Origin of the sequence: Vibrio aestuarianus (assembly GCF_012395185.1) — a bacterium.
Lineage (GTDB): Bacteria > Pseudomonadota > Gammaproteobacteria > Enterobacterales > Vibrionaceae > Vibrio > Vibrio aestuarianus.
The window spans coordinates 1-21473 of record NZ_JAAZTU010000049.1 but is presented as its reverse complement, the minus strand read 5'-3'; the positions used below and the strand labels follow the sequence as shown (position 1 = coordinate 21473).

Genomic DNA, 21473 nt, shown 5'->3' with positions numbered 1-21473 from the left:
TAACGCTATACACCAAACCTTCTTCTGCCGCCAAACGATGCAGAAAATCGAGGTCGGTTTCTCGGTATTGCACGCAGAATTCTCGCTGGGTCGCTTCACGCTTGAGCGAGAACGCGTAATCGTTAATGCCCATTTCTTGCAGCAGCACAGAGAGGATTTCTGGAACCGTTTTGAGCTGAAAGATACGACTGTTGTGACGCAGCGACAAACGCTCTAACGCTGGCACTAAAGTCAGCGAGTAAAACGTATGGTGATGACCAATATCGCCCTTGCTAAATTGACGAATAATGCCATGCACGCGCTGCACGACAAGGCCATCACGCAGCATCTCTAACTGCGCCGGTTTATCCACCAGCTGCACAGCTTTGAGGGTGGATTGACGACTCGCCAGTTTTATCTCGTAGCGAAAACCGTAACAGGTTTGACCGTTATCTAAGGGCTTATCCGACAGCGATTCGACCCCTTGATATTCACGCACCACTAAGGTGTCGTCTGCCAACCCATCCACTTTGAGCCTAAAACTTAACGTCGCCATTCTGTTTTCCTTTCCACTCATTTTTATTACAAATAGAATGGCTATAGCAAATGCAGTGCCATCTATTTCATCTTATTATTCATGTGGTTATATTTGTGGTGAGTTTTTAAAGCAACATACTGCCTGCGTTAAGCAAAAAACTGCTTCAAACTCACCATTTTTTGCTTAACCCCACACGCTATTGAGCCATTTCACTCTCACTAGCTAAACGTTCAAATTGCAGATCCAACTCGGCTATTTTCCAACTCAAATTATTGAGTCTCTCTTTCAAAATAGTGAATTCCTGATTCGCTTGAGTGATATCACCTTTTTCCACTAACTCTTCAACGTAAGCAGCACGACCGTAAATCGGCGACAAACTTATCGCAAAATCCTCTAGTGATTTAGTTTGCCGTTGCAATTCAGACAACCTTCCTTTTTGCGCAAGCAGTGCAATGTTAGCCATTTTTGTTCGAGTTTCACTGAAGCGTTCAATAATGCTCTCTGTCTGCTGTATAGCCTGTTGTTTCGAACTTAATAAGGTTTGCTCAACCTCTAGCACCGCGCTAGATTGTGGGTACAGTAGTAGCAAAGCATTCAGTACTTGCTGAGCTTCAACTCGCGCGGATTCAAAAGAGATCGCCATATTCTGCTCGATCGCACTTCGATACAGCGGGACAATATCTTTCGATAACTTACTGATTTTTTCAGCAGAATGCTGCTGTTGAAAAGCCCTCACCTGATCTGTGCTACCCAGTGCTGGGCGCGCTTGTGATGTCGCATAAGGCATCGAATGGAAAAACGGTAAATACATAACTGAAACATAGACGACCGCCACAACCAAGATGCCGGCAACAAAAGTCATCACATGCGTAATACGAGCACGCTTTTGGTTACGTTCCGCTTGCGCTTTATCGACTTGGTTATGGCGTTTGAGTAATGAGTGATACTGAGTTTCTAAGCGATCGATATGCTCAAAAATCGCAAAACCTACCCCTTCAAAGTCAACTAAACAATCCGGTTGCTGAGACTCCAAAATGGTATTCAATCGTTCGCAAAACCGCTCACAACGATAAAGATCTCTTAACGATTCATAGTTAGGGCGAAGATCTTTCAACTCCCTCACAACTCGAGCGTTAACCCAATCTAAAACCTCTTTACGCATTTTGGCTGCTTTCACATCAGGTTGATGCAAATTACTTAAACAAGCGCATAACAGCTCTAACCCATTGGCATAACCAACTAACCCCTGCATTTTTAAACAAGCAACGGTGTAGTAACCACATAACAAAAGGTCAATACCTGGACCTTTTGCCAATGTTTCACAAGCCTCTTTAACCACAGCCCAATCAGAACCACCCGATAACGGATTATGACGACGATTGATCTCATCTTTGACCCTTTGATAGGTATCAAGGTTACGAATCGCAGCTGAATCTTCTATTAGGTGAAAACGAGCGTGGTCGATAAATATCGTATTGGACATAGCTACTGCGTCCTAAATTATGTGAGGAGCGATGACCAATCGCCCCTCATTATTGTTAGTAAAGGGTTTTAGATAGTTTGAAAGACTTAAATAACCGTTCAGTAAAGGGGTTAACATCTGCTTCTGAGTTGAGTCGGTAGATCATCTCACCACCATCAACTGCAAATTTAAAGTCCACCGATGTCTCACTTGCGCCCACAACATCACCGTGTTCCAGTAAGCGGAAAAATGCCCATGGTCCTTGAATATTAATGCTTCGCGGTGACATGTTATTTTTGGTTGGTACCAGCGTCACTTTAGATATCGCGGAATCACGCAACGTATTTGGCCAAATAAGTTCAACGCTATCTCGAGGTCCATGGCTATAGGCAAGGTATTGACCATCTACATTCAAAACACTGCGACGCTTGTTCCCACTTAGGCGTAATGGCTCAACAGAGAAACTTACATCCAAAATACCTTTGCGGTTAAAGAATGCTTGCTGGATTTTTTTCGCTTGTTTGAGCTGATCAAGTACATCTTTACGAATAATCGACTGCGCTTTATCGTCGTCGTTCACCGTAATATTCTCTTCCACAAACATTTTTAGTTGGTTGTTATAGAAGTTATCCAACGTACCATTCGGAGCAAAGAAGGCTTCAAAATCCGACAATGAACTGTCTTTATTTGATGAAGCATTGAACGGATAACGGCCAGCTAGCTTCTCTTTGAATGTCTTATAAACGTCATCATGCCAACGCACTTCGAGGTGTTTAATCGCCTCTTGTTTGACGACATACCAACTTTCATCGGCCAATTTAGCAACCATGGTATCTAGCGGTTTAGGCAGCCCTGAGGCAATACGCTTTAGTGTATAAATTGGGTCGGCATTGACTAACTTCACGCGTGCTTTTGTTGCATCAAGAGCCGCCATACCAACATCAGGAGCGTCTTGAATAGACTTGAGGTAGTTTTGCAAATCCTCCACTGCAAGTAAAACCTCATTGATGTAAGCAGGTTTATCACCCACTGGCGTTAGCATCGCGTTAAGCTCAGCAAAAGGAGCATCAATCAAAGAAGCCACTTTATATTTTGGGTTCTTTAGCAACTCTTTTTGCGCCGCTTCGTCTTTTGGCACACCCGCATACATTTGAGTATTACTTTCAAGTGTGCGTAATAGGCGCTGCATTGGCTCAATATTACCGGTGAAGTTTTCTAATACCGACACCGCATCATTAATATCACTGAAATACTTTACGTTAATTTCATTTAATGCAGCACGCCAAGTATTAGTGTAATCCGCTACGTACAAATTGCGAATTTTGTCACGCAAAGACTGCTTATCTGCTTCACTAAATTGTGCAGACTTCGACTGACCTAATACCCAACTATCGATAAGCGCAAGTTCTGATACTGACTCCGACTGTGGCATGAAGTAGTCTTCAAAGCCTTTATGCGTCAGCATCTGTGGAACATACAATGCACTACTGTTGACAACCCTTTCCTCAAACACCACATCAAATACCGGGCCGACAAGGTTACGTAAATTGATGGAGGGACCAAGCACCGTTTGCGCATTCAACTTTAAGTTACGGTATACACGTTGATCATTGGGCATCGAGCCTAATTGCATTTGAACGTTGGCCACCACTTGATCATAGGGTTTCATCACTTGCTCAGCATTGAGATCACCATTTGCTCGCTCACTGGCTAAGTCGGTATGCAGCATGGCGTAATCTAAGTGGCCGAGTAACTCTTCTTGAATCAAACGCTGACCGGCGAACTCACGCTGCCAGTACTTGGAAAAATAATCGAGAACGTAATCTTTATAACGTCCACTTTTGTCAACCATCATTCGATAAACACGCAATACAGCCAGTTTTTCCTCATCCGTTTTCGCTTGGTTAAGCTGTACCACCACATCCGCCATCAACAGAGGTAAGAAGCGACTTTCCAATAAGTTCAGATATGTGGCTTCCACCATAGGACCAATCGTGTGCCCTTGATACAACCCAAAGTCAGAAATGTATTGTGGTTTTTCACGGAAGAAGCCAAATTCAAGTGTCGCTTCACGTATCTTATTTAGTGGTTCTAATACATCTTGTTGAGAAGCAAGATAGATATTGGATGGAAACTCATGTTTGTACTCATTGACCTTAGTTAACACCGCGTCTGAATGCTTTACGTTGGCTAAGTAGTAACGGTGCCAAGTCCCCACCAACAAAACGGTGGCAATAGAGCCGGCCACAACAGACAGCCCGATTAATCGTCGCTTTTGTTTTGCTACACGGAAATTATCAGATGCCAAACCGGCTTCTGGGTAAATGACGTTATTGAATAACTTCTGCGTGAAATAAACGGTTGAATTTTTGGCTTGCTGCGCTTTGTTAATTGCATGGTCTAGGCCATAGCGGCGCGAAGCTGCATCATCAAAAGCGTTAGTTGGAACACCTTGCTGATAAACCGAGGTAAAGTAAGCTCCACGCACTAAAGCTGATGTAGAAAATTGATCACTTGCCAATGCGTCATTAAAAAATTGCAGCAAAATCTCTTTCAAACCCGAAATTTGACGAGTAAAGCTATAGATTGCATTACGCTCTTCCAGATCCATAGGTACCGAAACAGCGTGAGGTAACACGGCGTTAATGCGCTCCACAAATTGGCTATAATCTACCGAAAATTCATTCAGCCAATTGTCTAAATCATCAATTGAATCAAGAGAGAAGGTAAAGCCAAGCACTTCTTCACGCTGACTGCGCGTGTAGTGTTTGAAAAATGGTTCAAAGCCATTGAGCAAATCAAGTTTGGTCAGCGCAATATAGACAGGCAGACGAGTAGACAGTGTTTCCATCAATTCGCGCAAGCGAGCTCGCAGCAAGTTAGCGTAAGCTTTGCGTTCAGTTGCTGTTGCGGTGGCTAAGTGAGACACATCCAGTGCCAATACAATACCGTTTAGTGGTCGACGGCTGCGCGTTCTTTCTAACCAGTTAATAAAATGCAACCACAAACGACGCTCCATCGCGCCATCATTATCGCTGCTGCGGTTACCCTGGGTGAGTAGTTCCCCATCCGGGTCAATCAATACCGATTCATCACCGATCCACCAATCAAACGAATAAGGGTTTTCACTTTTTTGTCCTGAAGCTCGCATGACTGAAGAAAAGACAAAGTTTTGTCCCGAGCGGTTGATCAAACTGGTTTTACCGGCGTTTTCTAAACCAAGCACCAAGTACCATGGCAGTGCATACAGGTAGTCGCGCTTGTTGAGGTTCTCTTTCATGCTGACCATCACTTGGTTCAGCTCAACCTCTTGACGCTCTTCATAAGCTTGTATCGGGTCTTGGCGTAACTGTTCTTCTCGTTTTTGCTCCGCTTTAAAACCTTGTAGCTTACGCCACTGCCAAATACCCCAAACTGCCAAACTGCCCAATGTAAACAAACTGCTCGCAACCGCGCGCTCAGTAATTGAATCTAATGGTTTGTTATTTGCTATCTCTAACCAAGGGCCAGCCCACCAGATAGCTACATTCAATAAAATAAATGTGCTAAATAGCAAAATAGGCATCGCTGCCGCCATGCCAGGCTTTAATTTTTTCGCTATCCCAACAATAAATTTCCACATGGGTTCGTGTCCTTCGTTTACTCTGACGTTGTGTATTGTTCTAATTGATCAACTAATGAGGGTTCCCAATCAGTCACGCTCATGGTCGTCGCTTGAGCATGCAATGTTTGGTACTGTTCTTTCGCCATCGCATCTAAATTATTGGCATTCAATAAATCGGCTGACAGTAACCGCCAATAAAACTTGTCTCGCGGTTCACTGGCACCAACCAAACCATCGTTTAACATCGAAAGGGCGACCGCAATGCCCCCTTCTTTTGCCAAGGTGAACGCTTCTTTGCGCTTTTCTTGCCAATCACCTGTTACTTGACCTTGTGAAGAGCTATTGTGGCTACTCACCAGCCACTCTTTCACCGCATTACTGATAAACGGCTCTCCACCTTTAAATTTGAGATCAATTAATGAAGGCAAACGCTCAAGAAATTGCTGGCTTTCACTAAGAATCGCTTCACACCACAGCGTTTTTCCTAAGCTTTGCGCGATGTGGTAGCTCATCATCTGACCTTCAAACCAATAAGGTGCCATGGTTAAGCTTTGCTCAACCTTGCGCCATAACGCTAAATCAGGGCTACGCATTTGGTCTTGATACTCTTTCACTCTTTCCTGTGACATGGCCCGCAGCAGTGTTTCACCACTTGCATCATGTTCAGGAGGAGAAGTAATACTCGACCAAACTGCGTAACGTCTAACTCGAATCGCAAGGGTTAAGCCAAACTCTTGCTCTGAGAGAAACTCCGAGACCTTAAGCAACGTCTGCTTAGCGGCCTTATCACTTGAACTATCCACCGAAATTGAGCTTGAACTTGCCGGGCTCGTCTTACGCTCAACGAGCGGTGTTTGTTCGGCGCTTTTGTTGACTTGTTCACGCTCTGAGGCGCGTCTAAGTTCACTATTGATCTTAGTGACTAACGTTTCGACGCTATCAGACATTAAGCCAACGCTAGTGACTGATTTTTGCCAAGCATCAATAGCTGCATTAAGGTAATCACGGTCTTGCAAGTCGAACTGGGCAAAGTCTATTTTGTCGATAACCAGAGCCAATCGTTGCACGATTTGGCTGAAGAATTTACGACGCGGTAAACCGCCTCTTTTCCCCGGGGCGGGAAAACAGTCCTCCCAGTACAGAGACATGAAGTCACCGAGTACCAATAACGAAGTGGTAAAACGTTGTGGCGTGACTTGGTTATGCAAACACTGCAAGAGATAGATTAAGAGTTTTAAATCCTTACTTTTCTCACTGAGTAGCTTAAGCGTGCTGTGCTCGACTTCATCCCATTGCACACTGCTATGAGCCAGCGAGCCCACCTTCATCATTTGGTCTTCAACAAAATCAAAAAGCGGGTCGTCAATTAATCGCTCGCCAACGGGGTTGCCGCGCTCTATTGGCTGAGTAATACAGCGTCGATAATCGATCAATTCCATCTTGACTCCTTACCAGCCACAGCGCTGTTTTAGCGCTATCAATGATTGAGAAAGTTGGCTGGTATCAAATTGCAACCCGTCCACCAATACTGAATTGGAACGCAACACCAAACGATTTTCGCGCGCCATGGCTTTCATCATGTCAATAGCAGGCATGCCCCGCCCCGATGAAAACAACAAGCCCAAATCATCACTACGCCACGATTGAGCAGGTGTGTGAGCCACCGCCACTTTAATGCGTGGATCAACCACAGCATCAGGAAACGCAAGTTCCACTCGGCTCAAATTATCAATGCAACTCATCATCAGTATGGGTTTCGCATTTTCCGAAAAACCCGTATTGCCGTTTAGTGCCGCTAAGGTTACCCAAGCATTCCCATTCGTTTCATCGCCCTCAATAGTTAAGTGGCTATTCGCCCCTTCTTGATACTGACTGAGGCTATCAAAAGCACGATGCCAAGACAGTGGGGCAGAGTGCTCGGGGGCACTGGAAACCAACATGCTAGATGGGGTTTTAAAAACGTGGTCAAAGCAGCTTAGCCTATCTAAACGAGAGGTGATGGTTGTACATTGCTGAGCTTGATCTAATACTTCTGTCGAAGCGTTAACCATTGAAGAGCATAAACCTAAAGCGATGGTAGATAAGGTCAACATCATTGTTTTCATGGTGTTTTTATCTCCAGTTTCTGGCATTTGTAAGCTAATGTCCGCTTGGGAATGCCTAAACTTTCGGCCGCTTTTGCTCGGTCACCAGAAAAGTGTTGCAAGCGTTCACGAATAATCCGTGACTCAAATTCACTGATGGCTTGTTTTAAGTCATCAATTACTGCGAAATTGGTCGTTTCTTGCGGCGTGACTTCCGCTTGAATGTACTGTTCAACTGATGAGGCTGACTGCATTTGCATACTTACTAAACGATGCACAAAACAGTGTTCTTCTACTTGAGTTCCGTCTTGTGTTTGAGCACAACCAAATTCTATGAGGTGTTTAAGTTCGCGCACATTGCCAGGAAAATCATAACGTTTCAGACAATCGATCGCTTTATAATGCAAACCACGAATGTTTGTTGCATGTTGCTGATTAAAACAGTGTACAAAGTGCTGACTCAATTGCTCAATATCTTCCAATCGCGAGGCTAAGCGCGGCAACGTTATCGGATACTGGAATAATCGGTAATAGAGATCCTGACGAAATGCTTTGGTGCGAACCTGTTCGAACAAGTTGACATGTGTTGCCGAAACCAAGCGAAAATCTGACGATAGCTCTTTCTTACCACCGATTGGTCGAAAGGTTCGAGATTCAAGAACACGCAATAATTTGGCTTGTAAACTCAGTGGCATATCACCAATTTCATCGAGAAACAACGTGCCACCATCAGCTTGTGCGATTAGCCCTTGCTTGTCAGTATCAGCACCAGAAAACGCACCTTTGCTATAACCAAACAGCTCACTTTCCAACAAACTCTCTGGAATGGCCGCACAGTTAATCGCGACAAAAGGTGCTTGTTTTCTGGATGAAAGTTGATGAACCGCTTGCGCTGCAAGTTCTTTGCCCGTGCCCGTTTCGCCTTGAACCATAACGGACAGATGCGAAGAGGCGGCGCTGACTATTTGCTCACGCAACTTTTGCATTTCTAAGCTGTTGCCAATCAATTGATTGGACAAATTAGCCATTAATGCACGACGAGCACTATCGCGCTGCGCATCAACCAACGATTGAGACAAATCTTGGCGACTCTGCTCTTCACGGATCATGTCATTAAGCAGTGACCATTGATGTGTAAACACATTCACATATTTAGTGAATTCAGGTTGTTTAAACACCATTTCTAAACTGCAACTTTCACCAATCAATAACAGTATAGATTGTACTTGTTTGTCACCAATCGGCAGGGGGTGTATCAACACGCTATCGAACATACCAACCTGATTGGTCAACTGACTGAAAGCACGATTCGATTGCCAAAAAACCAACTCATCTGAGGTCAATTGCATCGATTTGGCCGATTGCAAAACATGAGCAAGCGGACAGTCAAAATCCGTCACAGACCACTGCAAATTCTGCTGATCGGTTTGCGGTTCTTGAGTGTGTGTGACTAATGAACGTCCATCCGAGCTTGGCACTAATAATAGACAGGTATCTAACTTGAGCTCTCGGCACATCGTCTCCACAAACATAGCCGCTAATTGACTAGGTTTTCTGGCGACCACAAGCTCGGTCGCATAAGCTAACCAGTGGCCCATGATCACTCAACCTCTCCAATAAACTCACTATTTTCAGCCGCTAGATAAATACGATTTACAGGCTGCTTTTCTGCAAGTTTGTTTAATAACGCGAGAGAAATTGGCGGCAACAGTTGACCTTCAATGATAGCTTCTAGCATGCGAGCTCCATTTTCAGAGCGCGTGGCACGGTTTAAAATCTCTTCGATTAGGCTGTCTTCTATCACCACTTCAGCACAGTAGCGCTGCTTGAATAGTTGTTCGAGACGAGTGAGTTTTCCACGTACAATCTGCTCTAACACTTCTTTATTCAGTGGTAGATATGGAATGATCTCCATACGAGCTAATAAGGCCGGTTTGAAGAAGGCCGCCAGTTCAGGGTAAAGCTGCTCATCTAACAATTGTGGTTGTTGTGCGTAGTCAACAATCGTCTGATAGCCTAGGTTAGAAGTCAGGAAGAAAACGATATTTTGACAATCGATCACACGGCCTTCGCCATCAGCAAGCTCACCTTTATCAAACGCCTGATAGAAAATATTCAATACTTCTGGGTGCGCTTTTTCTACTTCATCAAGCAGAACCACTGAGTAAGGCATTTTTCGAATAGCTTCAGTTAAAATACCGCCTTCACCGTAACCCACATAGCCCGGAGGTGAGCCAATTAAACGAGAAACAGTATGCTTTTCTTGATACTCGGACATGTTGATGGTGGTTAGGAACTGTTTACCGCCATAGAGTTGTTGCGCCAGTTGTACAACGGTTTCGGTCTTACCTACACCACTTGGTCCTACAAGCAAAAATGCACCTTTCGGACGCCCTGGACGACGTAAATCAGCTCGCGCGGTCAATAAATGACGGTGTACACGCTCTATCGCTGTATCTTGACCTTTGATGGCTTCGCCTAAAATAGAGGTTAAGTGGGTAATTTTATGCAGTTCATCACTGTTCATTTGATCAACAGGAACACCCGTCCAATCAGCAATCACTTCAGCGATTTGTTGCGAGTCAACCTGTGGGTGCATTAAACGTTCAGCATGTGGAATATTCTCTAGTGTTTGGTATTGCTCTTGAAGCTGAGCAAGCAGTTTGTCGCGGTTTTGTTGCTTATCCTCTTCGTCAGCATGCACTTCATCTAATAGCTGATCGCGCAGATTAATGATCGTTTCAATGATGGTTTTTTGTGCTTGCCAACTTTGAGTCAATGCTTCTTTTTCCGCTTCGTCAGCGATTTCTTGGCTGCATAATTCATCTAAGCGCTGAGTATCAACCACTTGACCTAAATAACGTGCGCGCTGCAACATGTCGATTTCAAGCTGGCGTTGATGACAGGCTGTCTCTAACTGTGCTAAACGTTTAGGTGGTGTGGTGATATTAATCGCGATACGTGCACAGGCGGTATCAAGGACATCAATCGCTTTATCTGGCAGTTGACGACCAGATATATAACGCGCTGAAAGCTCTGCGGCGGCTTTTAATGCATCGTCAGTAATGAGTACGTTATGCGCTTTTTCATAGACACGATTCAAACCACGTAGAATATCCACGGCTTGCTCAATGCTTGGCTCTTCCAACTTAACCAGTTGGAAACGACGAGTTAACGCGGGGTCTTTCTCAAAATATTTTTTGTATTCTTTCCATGTGGTCGCCGCGACGGTACTTAACTCACCACGGGCTAAAGCAGGTTTGAGTAGGTTTGCCGCATCACTTCCACCTTCTTGGTTACCAGAGCCAATCAGGGTATGCGCTTCATCTATGAATAAGATGATCGGTTTCGGTGAAGTTTTGATGGCGTCAATAACGCCTTTAAGGCGTTTTTCAAATTCACCTTTCACCGAAGCACCCGCTTGTAGTAAGCCTAGATCAAGCGAGTGCAACTCAACATTTTCTAGCTGAGTAGGCACATTGCCAGCAACGACTCGTAAGGCAAGCCCTTCAATCATCGCACTTTTACCGACACCAGCATCGCCGACGACGATCGGGTTGTTTTTACGACGACGACATAAGATGTCAATCATCAAATTCAGCTCGTTTTCACGACACAATACCGGATCAAGCTCACCATTACGGGCTTGAGCTGTCACATTAGTACAATATTTATGCAGTGGGGAGGAGACTGCATCTAATGCCGCAGTCGGTTGTGCACTGCTGGTTTTCTGTTTTTCAACCACCGTCTCAGAAGAGTCTTGTAATAAAGAATCAAAACCTTTTTTGAGGCTTTCTTTATTGATGTGCTCAAATAGGCGGATCAAGTTTAATGGCAGATAGCGGTCAGCACGGGTCAGCGCCGCTAGCAATACGGCACCAGAGCGCAAATGGGGCTGATTCAATTCCGTGGTGGAAAGTAACCATGCTTCTTGCAGCAACTCGACTAATAAAGGCGAAAATGCAGGATAAGTATCCAACACTTGCTCGCGGGCGTAGCTTGCACTGATCGCCTGTTTAATTGCATCGACTTCTACGCTGGCTTGCTTGGCAATAATGCGAACATCAGAAAGTGGGTTTTCAAGTAATACATCTAAGAAGTGTTCGTAAGTTACTTCAGGGTGTTGACGTTCAATACATAATGATGCGGCTTGCTCTAGGGCTAGCTTACTCTGCTCATTGAGTTTTGAAATTAATGTGGGTAATTCAATACGGATCACTACAATCACCTAGCCTTTTATAATTAGAGTATTTGGTTTAACTGGTTTAATACGTCGCTCGATTGGCTGTGTAATAAATAGGAATACCCTAAAAATACACTGACCCATATGGCGACAAAGCCGAGTAAGACAGACCAAACAGGCAACTGTCGGCTTAATTTATATTTTGATTTCACGACATGCTCAGTAGCACAAGTCAGCTCTTGGGGTTCACTTTCATCTAACGCGCTCAGTGCGTCATGCAAACGAGCGATCACCTTTTCACGCTCGTGGTGGCCGTTTTCCATCACTCGATATTTGCCTTCAAAACCGAGTACCAAACACTGATAGATAAACTCCAATAACGAACGATAACGTTTAGGTTCACCTTCTAGTCGGCTTAAAATAGTGAAGACTTTCTCGCCGCCCCAGGTTTCATTATGGAAGCGCGACAACATTGAGTGTTCAGCCCAAACACTAGAAGAGCCCCAGTCAGTTCCCATCACCGCTTCGTCCAAAAACGCGCACAAAATGTAGCGGTAGGCCATTAAAATCGCATGTTCAAAACCTTGCTCAGTGAGCTCTATTTCAATCGCTTTGATCTCTTCCACGGTCTGTTTGTAAATTTGTTCAATGTTGTCGCACTCAGATAAGCTTCTGACACGTAAAGACAAACCAAACAATGGTGTTGCCGCATCAATCAAGGTATTGGGGTTATCACCACGTAGTTGAAACCAATAATCTTGGTCGTGGTTCATTTGTTCAACGCTGTCAAAAAGCAAGTTGCTGTACTGCGTATTTTTCTTATCGATATCCATCATCAGCTCCTAATCGCCCAGAATTGCAGGTCAAGATCTTCAAATGCACCAGCCACATGGAAAGCAAAACCGCTTGAGTGACCAAGCATTGACCAAGCTGCGCTAGTTTTATCTAATTGGTAATAGGTGTAACCCGCGTGATATGGCAGTTGTCTCGGTGCTACTGGTAATGGTGTAATTGGAATACCTGGCAATTGCAGGGAAATTAATTCACGAATTTTCTCAACTGACGACACTTTCGTTTGCTGAGTGAATAAACGACGCAGTTCATCCAATGGCATGCGAGCTTTGACAGCAATAATGAATTCTGCACTCTCTACTAATTGAGGATCATGAATAGGCGCAACCATCAGGCCGTACTTACGCTTGTCTAACTGGATAGAGACCGCTCTCGGTTCTAGTACAATGCTGAGACTTTGTCTTAAGTTGCGAATTAACGGCCAAAAAGAGTTGCTTGGCATTTCATGGTTGTAACTTGGAATGGTCGGTGGCAAACGACTTTCATCGGTGAACGTTGCTAACTCTCCACAGACACACGACAAGCATTCAAATAATCGCTCTGGGTGCAGGCTACGAAGTTCAGCCAAGTGTTGCATTTGTGGCTGTAGACGATTGAGCGCTTGCAACAGCATAAAGTCCGAAACATCAGCAACACCACCTTGTGAAGGAGAGCTGATACGCTGCGCAATATTTTTTGCTCGCTCACGCATTAACCCAGAAATTTCATTAATAAATCGATGCAGCGCTGCATTACTGGCGACATTCAAATGGCAAGGGATAAAGTCCGGGTCAAGTACCACGCTGCCATCTGGACGCTTTTCTAAAATACGCGCGATCGCGATTGAAGCGTAAGAACTACGGTCTTCCCTTTCTAACATTAACTGCATGCGTACCGGTGATACATCCAGTGTGGTGGTATCACCACGCACGGTATGGACATCACGCACTTCTAAGCGATTACTTTTATATCGCCCAGTTCCTCTTTCTTCTGGCCAGTTGATCTCCATAAGAGATTCACTACGTAGCGGGATCGCTAAATAAATTAACTGATTAGCAAGTGAGGCATCTTCAATCTCTAGTGCATCGGGTAATACATCTTCTTGAGGAATACGAAAAACGGTGCCATCTGGCATGATGCCCACCGCTCTTTCGATAGCAATGCGACCAAAAGCCAAATATTCAGGGTTTAATGACAGTTCCGATACACCATATAAATAACGACTGACCGACGATACTCGCTCATCGATATGATATTCAAAATAGCGTTGTTGTTGCTGGAAATGTTGGGGTTTAATGAATAGACCTTCATTCCAAATGACACGGTTACGTGCAAACATCTTGTTATTCCACCCTTTCCAATTTTACGTTGTAGTCTTTGAAATACATCAAAAGGTGGTATTCCCGACCGGTATTAATCACCTTCACCGCTTTTTTCCATTCACTCAGCTCAGGTTCAGCAAAATGTGCCATGACACCAATGTAGTTTGTGCCTTCTTTAACCTCGAATGCGTTGACGAATTTGAACTGACCCGGTGTTAAGACATAGTCATAGTTGGCGATAAAATTACTTCGCAACGCTTTTTTGTAGTCGGCTTTTACTTGATCGTAATCCGCCGACATAAACATCGAATCGTCTTCAAGTTCAAACACCTGAACTTCTATTGGCGATGCCTCTCCCCAAATATTGGGGTTCGTACCTTCGTCACTGACAAGACTGAAGGTCACTTTGGTCGGCGCTTTGGCTGGCTCATACTTTTCTGATGAGCTGCACGCGGTTAAAAGCGTAAGCAACGTCACCAGGATAAAAGAACGCTTGTTCACCGTTATAGCTCCAGTTGTTTTTCACGAATTTTCTTGTCGTATGACTGCTCGAAAATTTCCCAAAACAACTTCTCGAAACCTTTCTGGCGATTAGAAGTTAGCTCTTGATAGTAATTGCAATACATCTGCCACGCCCATGACTCAGATGACTGATTTTGCTGATCGCTGTTGCGTTTATAATGGTGGAAACGGCGCAGCAATACCTGTGGAGAAAAAGCGTTTAAGATCTGATTCAGTGCTTCCGTGGTAGCATGCTGCATGGCCTCATTATGGTCGCGAACATTTTTAAGGCTTTCAGAAATGGCAGCCGGAGCCGACAAATGCACTAAGCTTTTATCGGCGTCATATAAGGTTCGGATGGTTTCTTCGTACGACAGCCCGAGCCTTAATGGGTTATCTTCTATCGGTTGTAAGTTACGATTCATCATTCCAAAACGTCCTTCACGAACTTGCTGATGCAGCTCTAATAGCCCCTGCACACACGCTTGCAACGACTGGCCTAGTTCTTCAGACAGCATATGCATTTTTGCCATGTCATGGTTATCGCCAACCTCAACCCCGAGCCCATTGAGCATTGGGCCAGTAAGCAGGTGTGAAGCATTCTCTGAAGTACTGCGCTGTACGTCAGTATGTGGTTGGTAGCTTTTCGCTACTTCTTCTTCTAAAAGATCTAATACCTTATCGTCCATCGCTAAGCCCTCTGGTACGTTGTTATTGCTATCATTAAAGTCGTGTTGTTTTGTGTGAACGGCCTGAATCGTTGACGTACGATCAACCCCCGCCGTTAATTCAGGTTGGGTTGGACGTTTACCGAGCCCTAGAATTTTCTTTAAACGAATCGATGACGTCATTTCATACTCACTGTCTGCTTGCGGTGTGAATTGCAACGGCGTTGGTCCGCTATCATTTTCCGTTAATAACGATGAACCATGCTGAGGTTCAATTTTCTCGGCTTCTTCTAACAACGACTCTTCTTGTTTTATGTCGTTGAACAACTCGTCCAAAGCCGTGATCGGGTCTGCTGAGTTTTGCTCAGGATTACTCTCTTCAGTGTCCAATTCATCCGATGATGCGTCTTTGAGCAAATCGATGCTCTGTTGCTCAAAAAGTTGATCGAGTGAGCCATGAGCCAAAAGGTCATCTTCTCCTACATTGCCAACCACCACCCGAATTTGGTAGGGACCCAACGTCACTTCATCTTTATGGCTAAGTTTGGCTAATTCACCTTTACCTAAAGGCATATGCGAACCGTTGACATACGTGTGACCACACAAGTCTTGGATGCAGAATGCACCATCAACAATACGAATTTCACAATGATGGTTGTGGATATGTCCGGCTGCATCTCGGAGGCGCCAATGGGCATCATTAGCAGTACCGATTACGCCACCTTGTTGGTTAAAAATACACTGCGCCGCTAAACCCGATTCAAGGTGTTGAACGTTAGTTACGATCAGTGAAAGAGTGCGTTTTTGCTGCATAACTTACTGCCTTACCTGTATAAGAACGTTTTTATCGGCTAAATTTTGGCCTAAAAATGAGGACCAACCTAAGGCTACACCGCTGTCACGAGACAAGCTCATAGTTGGCGCTTCACTTTCATGCATAGTCAGTTCAAGGTCATACGCCATTTGCTCACGAAGGATGAATTCCACCAATTTGCATAATGGTTGGTATTCCTTACCTGACGGTAGAAAATCTACGAATCGCTCACGAGTTAAGTTTTTGATACAAATAACAAACTTACCATTACAATCGATGACTGATGAGCCAAGCATGCTGTTGATACCTAGCTCACCATTTTGTTTACCCAAACAACATTGCTGATGAGGTTCTATCTGTACTTTTCGTCTTACCCATTGGCGAATACTGACATCTTGTAAGTCAAAACAGTGAGCAATAATCCCCGATACCACTTGTGGGGAACGACTCCTTCCTGCCAAGGTGCCAGCATAGGCCAACATTTTGCACCAGTTGATTGGCGTCTCACCGCGCAGGTCGGCATCGCCTAACCCAACCAGAGAAAACAGTTGGGAAGAAAACTGATCTTGAGCTCCGGCTTGAAACCGCACGTAATAACGATATTTACGCCACACGCGGTACACCAAATTAATTAAGCGGTTATTAAAAAAATCTAAAAATGGGCGCTTAAATCCACCGGGATCTTCTTCCGCCAGTTGCTGCAAAATAAACCCAGGCAGTGGTGATTGCGCACCAGTCAAACCAAAGAAGTTGGTTTGCAAAACCAATCGTTCATCATCTAATTCACGCAGATCAGTCACATCCGCAGGAGCGAAACCTAAGCTTGGGTTAGCACTAAACACCAGCTGACACGCACGCTCCCAATCTTCAGATTCTGGATTCAGTGCATTCAGCTTTTGCAACAATTCAACCAACTGGTAAAAATTGTAAGTTCGAACGTCATTGGGTAAGCCAACCTGCGATTCCTGCAACGCAGTAATCTCTAGATCAACGGCTGCATTCCTGTCTGTGTTCCCCATGTATACTTCTCTTGGTTAGTCGCATTAATAACGATCAACTCATGAAACGAATTGATACTGGCATAAAGAGCAAAAAAGTGACTAAGTACAGTACCGAATAAGTAGAGTTCACCTTCCGAACCAAAACAGTTTTGATCGATGTAGATCGTGGACTGTAAACCGCGCACTGGCAGTCCTCGTAAAATTTTATCTACCGGCTGAGATTCGATTTTTTGAATACCTTCCAACCGCAAGCGCGCAACGCGCTCTGCTTGTCTGTCAACTAATGCCCTAAAGTCATACGCTCTCAGCACACTGCTCAACGCGTCTTTTGAAAGAAGAGATAAATAATTAAGCGATAAATTCGATATCAACACCCACAACAAGCTACCATCAAGCACAGGTCTAAGTGATTGAGAAGGAACGGTAATATTACTGAATGTGGCGAATGGTGGTGAGCTATCTGTCGGCTCACAAATGTCATCAACACCAAGTTCTAATGGCAGTAAACGGTTAGTACAAGTCAGTTTCAGCGATACCGCTTCATCAACATGCATGGACTGGGTTTCGTCACCACGAATGAAAGAGATAAAATTATCAAAACCATCGCCACGAATGCTCTCTTTGACTCGCGTGCGGTAGTAAAGCGCTTCTCTGTTACGCACACGTTCAACTTCATGTTGAAAGCTTTCAAAAGCCGAGTAAACACGCTTTTCACCACGAATTCTTTGGCTGGCTTGTGTTTTATCTTGCCATCCAAAAACACCATCAACGCTAAATACCTCATAGTGTGATGGGTAGCGACTTGATGGCACAATCCGGTATTCAGATCGTTTTCCGGTTAAATCGATAGGGTCTGCATCATGTTCAAACAGGTTAATCACCGGCGTACAGTACAACTGAAAATTGTCCTTACGGACTCGAACATCTGCTGGCAGCGTCTTACAAAAACTAATTTTCAGCTTAAATTCACCGGTTACAGATCTCGGCAAAACGCTCGCTAACCTATTGATATCAAAAAAATGAAATGCTTCTGGAAATGAAAGATACTCTTGCAGTATCCGGTAGCCTTCATACACATTAGATGGATAGGGCAACAGCGATTGCTCACTATCAAAACCAACCGTTTTGAATGCACTCGCTGGTAACGTGAATTCGGTACCCGCCACTTCAACCGAAATTTTATCCAGATAGTGGTCAAGCCATAAATACAACATTTGCGAACTGTATTTATCTCCTCCCAAGTAGAAGCGAAGATCATCGAGATGCGCGTCACCAACACTGTTATCCCCTAGCATCTTCAACGAGATCTCAATCGTCGTTGCTTCACGAGTGTGCTGAGCAGCCACATCTTGGCATTGCAGTGGATAAAGTTGGACATCTCTACAGGTACGAAAGTGACATTTAGTGCCAAATACTGCTTTGCTGTCTAACTGTGTACCGCGGCTGATTTGCTGCTTGTCGCTGACACTTTTTTCTGGGGTGAAAGAGACAATGCTCATACTTGGCACAGGGCGTAAGTAGTTGGGCCAAAGCATATTAATAATAGAATGCGTTAATTCTGGAAATTCATCTTCAACTTTTTCGCGCAGGCGAGCGGTTAGAAAAGCGAAGCCTTCAAGTAAGCGCTCAACATCAGGGTCGGTCGTTCTACCGTGTAAAAATCGAGAGAGTTGAGGATGAATTTCAGTGAACTGCTTTCCCTGTTCCTTAAGGAAAGCCAGTTCTTCTCTGAAGTACTTATCTTGAGTCATAATTTTCTAAAACACTCGGTACTTTCTGTTTTGATCAAGCAACAGACTAAACTGCACTTTGTCATGCAACGCGTCACTATTGATTTCGGCTGTTATATGAAAGCGCAGCATTAATGGGCTAAACGCATCAGATTCAGAACGAATAATAATATTTTGTAAACGCGGTTCAAACGCATCTAAGCAGCTCTGAATAGCCAGTTTGATGCGTAGTGAAAGGTCTAAGGTTTCTAACGTTGCATCGTTAAAATCCACAAGACCCAATAAAGGCGCACTTTGAGCTTCACCCATCCGCGTATTCAAAATATTAGCGACATTACGTTTTATCGATTGGAGCACATCCCATGCATCTGGCCCTTGGGTTAATGACATAGGAAGAGTGCCAGCTTCTAAACGTTCAAAGAAGCCGACACCAAATGCACTCTCTTCAGGTGCGATATAAGTCATCGTCGTTATGCTTGGTCTAAACGGCCAACTAACGATAATTCAAAGTTCGCACCCATATATTTAAAGTGAGGGCGAACTGATAATGACACTTGATACCAACCTGGCTCACCTTCCACATCCATTACTTCAATTTTTGCGGCACGAAGAGGGCGACGGCTACGTACGTCTGCGGGTGGGTTTTCTTGATCAGCGACATATTGCTTGATCCAACCATTTAGCTCACGCTCTAGATCTTGACGTTCTTTCCAAGAACCGATCTGCTCGCGTTGCAATACTTTTACATAGTGTGCAAGGCGGTTGATGATCATCATATATGGCAGTTGCGTACCCAGCTTATAGTTGGTTTCGGCTTCTTTACCTTCTTTAGTATTTGGGAATACCTTCGGCTTTTGAATTGAATTGGCTGAGAAGAATGCGGCGTTATCACTGCCTTTACGCATAGTTAGAGCAATGAAACCTTCTTCCGCTAATTCAAATTCTTTACGGTCTGTTACGAGTACTTCGGTTGGAATCTTGCTTTGTAGTGCACCCATTGACTCAAATACATGCACGGGTAGATCTTCAACAGCACCACCACTTTGCGGGCCGATAATATTTGGACACCAGCGGTACTTAGCGAAACTGTCAGTTAAGCGTGTAGCAAAAGCAAACGCGGTGTTACCCCATAGATAGTGTTCGTGTGAAGCACTGACATTTTCTACGTAGTTAAATGATTTAATTGGGTTTTCAGTTGGGTCATAAGGCACACGCAATAAGAAACGCGGCGCGGTTAAACCAAGGTAGCGCGCATCTTCAGATTCACGTAAAGATCGCCATTTTGTGTATTTAGGGCTTTCAAACGTTGACTTTAGGTCTTTGATGTTTGGTAGCTCTTCAAAAGAATCGATACCAAAGAACTCCGGTCCTACACTCGAAATAAATGGGGCATGAGCCATAGCGCCTAGTGCGCCCATGTACTGTAATAACTTCATATCTGGCGTTGATGGAGTAAACGCAAAGTTACCGATAATGGCACCCGTTGGCTCACCACCAAATTGACCATAACCTGATGAATAGACGTGTTTGTACAGGCCAGACTGTGTTGTTTCTGGCGCAAATTCAAAGTCTTCTAATAATTCATCTTTTGTGACATGCAGTAGGTCAACTTTGTTGTTTTCTCTGAAATCGGTACGGTCAATAAATAGCTTCAGACCACGCCATGAAGATTCCATTTGCTGAAAACGCTCATCATGTAGAATTTCATCCATCTGAGCACTAATTTTTTTATCGAGCTCAACAAGCATTTGATCAACCAGCGATTTATTCACAGGTTCTTCGGTTTGATTAGAGCCAATAAGGTTTTCAATAAAAGCGGCGACCCCTTTTTTGGCAACATCATAGCCTTCTTCACTCGGTGCAAGGCGAGTCTGGGCCATGATTTCGTCAAGCAAACTGCCTTGTGTGGCACTTTGTCTCTCTAACACTGCTTCTGTAGTAGACATCAATTTCGTTCCTAAATTTGATTAAATAACACGTATTGTTGGTCAAGATTAAGCTTGTGGCTCTTCTTCTTTACCACTCACTAGGCTAAGTTCTGACAAAAGTTTTTCGCGTGACTCTTCAGAATTGAGAAGCTCTTGTAAACGATCTCTAAATGCTGGGATGTTGCCTAGGGGGCCTTTAAGGGCAACGAGTGCTTCGCGCAACTCAACTAATTTATTTAATTCTGGAACTTGTGTAGCTACTGAATCTGGGGAAAAATCAGAAAGTGACTTAAAGCTAAGCTCGATAGGGAGCTCTGCGTTGTCATCATCACTCAATTTGTTACGTACTGTCGTGGCCAGTTTCAAATCACTTTCGCGCATCACTGCTTCAAAGTTATTTTTATCAACTGAAACCGTTTGTCTTTCTTCTAGTGGTGTGTCTTCTGAGTGGCCCTTGAAGTCACCCACCACTAACGTTTTTAATGGTAACTCGACTTCTGCCTGTGCATCTCCCGTCGCTGGAATATACTTAATATTTATCCGCTCTTTAGGAGCTACACTTCCTTCTTTAGACATATTTCGTCTCCAATACCTATGCCAAACATTGTTTAAATTACGGACAGGAGCAAACCACTGCTCTAGCCGAAGGTTATACATAACGTTTTAAAAATCAAAGCCACATAAAAGATGCGACATTGAACATATAAGCTGTCTTTTAACCACATCTGACGCTCCCGACGACTATCCGAGTGTAGATCTCGTTGGCCCCCGTCTCCTCAAAAAAAAAAACACAAGCTACCAATCACACTCAAACCAGTCACTACTCAA

At 44.2% G+C, this 21473-nt stretch carries 16 protein-coding genes; all 16 read right to left on the bottom strand.

The features are described 5' to 3' along the window. Positions 1-535 (bottom strand): contractile injection system protein, VgrG/Pvc8 family (locus HGG78_RS17280; RefSeq protein ID WP_254068246.1); only part of this gene is annotated, 535 nt, incomplete at its 3' end. A 178-nt stretch (positions 536-713) separates the two neighbouring features. After that, complete coding sequence (locus HGG78_RS17275; RefSeq protein WP_172533627.1) at positions 714-2000, bottom strand: type VI secretion system ImpA family N-terminal domain-containing protein; 1287 nt, start codon at positions 1998-2000, stop codon at positions 714-716. Between the two features lie 55 nt (positions 2001-2055). Then, positions 2056-5601: a type VI secretion system membrane subunit TssM gene (tssM, locus tag HGG78_RS17270; protein ID WP_478221757.1), complete on the bottom strand. Its 3546-nt coding sequence runs from the start codon at positions 5599-5601 to the stop codon at positions 2056-2058. Between the two features lie 17 nt (positions 5602-5618). Continuing rightward, a complete protein-coding gene (gene tssA, locus HGG78_RS17265) occupies positions 5619-7022 on the bottom strand; it encodes a type VI secretion system protein TssA (protein WP_172533626.1) in 1404 nt (467 codons plus the stop codon). A 9-nt stretch (positions 7023-7031) separates the two neighbouring features. Then, positions 7032-7634: a type VI secretion system-associated protein VasI gene (gene vasI, locus HGG78_RS17260; protein WP_254068247.1), complete on the bottom strand. Its 603-nt coding sequence runs from the start codon at positions 7632-7634 to the stop codon at positions 7032-7034. Between the two features lie 50 nt (positions 7635-7684). Next, positions 7685-9265, bottom strand: a complete 1581-nt coding sequence (locus HGG78_RS17255) for a sigma-54 interaction domain-containing protein (RefSeq protein WP_172533625.1) — start codon at positions 9263-9265, stop codon at positions 7685-7687. Positions 9266-9267: 2 nt separating this feature from the next. After that, complete coding sequence (tssH, locus tag HGG78_RS17250) at positions 9268-11886, bottom strand: type VI secretion system ATPase TssH (RefSeq protein ID WP_172533624.1); 2619 nt, start codon at positions 11884-11886, stop codon at positions 9268-9270. Between the two features lie 23 nt (positions 11887-11909). Then, a complete protein-coding gene (gene icmH, locus HGG78_RS17245) occupies positions 11910-12683 on the bottom strand; it encodes a type IVB secretion system protein IcmH/DotU (protein ID WP_053309044.1) in 774 nt (257 codons plus the stop codon). Between the two features lie 2 nt (positions 12684-12685). Then, entirely contained in the window at positions 12686-14020 is a 1335-nt protein-coding gene (gene tssK / locus HGG78_RS17240; RefSeq protein ID WP_053309043.1) for a type VI secretion system baseplate subunit TssK, read from the bottom strand. 4 nt (positions 14021-14024) lie between these two features. Then, positions 14025-14504, bottom strand: coding sequence for a type VI secretion system lipoprotein TssJ (gene tssJ / locus HGG78_RS17235; RefSeq protein WP_053309042.1), 480 nt, complete (start codon positions 14502-14504; stop codon positions 14025-14027). 2 nt (positions 14505-14506) lie between these two features. After that, a complete protein-coding gene (gene tagH / locus HGG78_RS17230; RefSeq protein WP_172533623.1) occupies positions 14507-15985 on the bottom strand; it encodes a type VI secretion system-associated FHA domain protein TagH in 1479 nt (492 codons plus the stop codon). A 3-nt stretch (positions 15986-15988) separates the two neighbouring features. Beyond that, positions 15989-17005: a type VI secretion system baseplate subunit TssG gene (gene tssG / locus HGG78_RS17225; RefSeq protein WP_053309040.1), complete on the bottom strand. Its 1017-nt coding sequence runs from the start codon at positions 17003-17005 to the stop codon at positions 15989-15991. After that, the gene (gene tssF, locus HGG78_RS17220) at positions 16969-18738 is read right to left on the bottom strand and encodes a type VI secretion system baseplate subunit TssF (RefSeq protein ID WP_172533622.1); all 1770 of its coding nucleotides are present in this window, start codon (positions 18736-18738) and stop codon (positions 16969-16971) included. Before tssF ends, tssG begins: the two co-directional genes overlap by 37 nt. A gap of 6 nt (positions 18739-18744) precedes the next feature. Continuing rightward, positions 18745-19182, bottom strand: coding sequence for a type VI secretion system baseplate subunit TssE (gene tssE, locus HGG78_RS17215; protein ID WP_053309038.1), 438 nt, complete (start codon positions 19180-19182; stop codon positions 18745-18747). Between the two features lie 5 nt (positions 19183-19187). Beyond that, positions 19188-20663, bottom strand: a complete 1476-nt coding sequence (gene tssC / locus HGG78_RS17210) for a type VI secretion system contractile sheath large subunit (protein WP_053309037.1) — start codon at positions 20661-20663, stop codon at positions 19188-19190. A gap of 48 nt (positions 20664-20711) precedes the next feature. Beyond that, positions 20712-21221, bottom strand: coding sequence for a type VI secretion system contractile sheath small subunit (tssB, locus tag HGG78_RS17205; protein ID WP_172533621.1), 510 nt, complete (start codon positions 21219-21221; stop codon positions 20712-20714). Between the last annotated feature and the right edge of the window lie 252 nt (positions 21222-21473).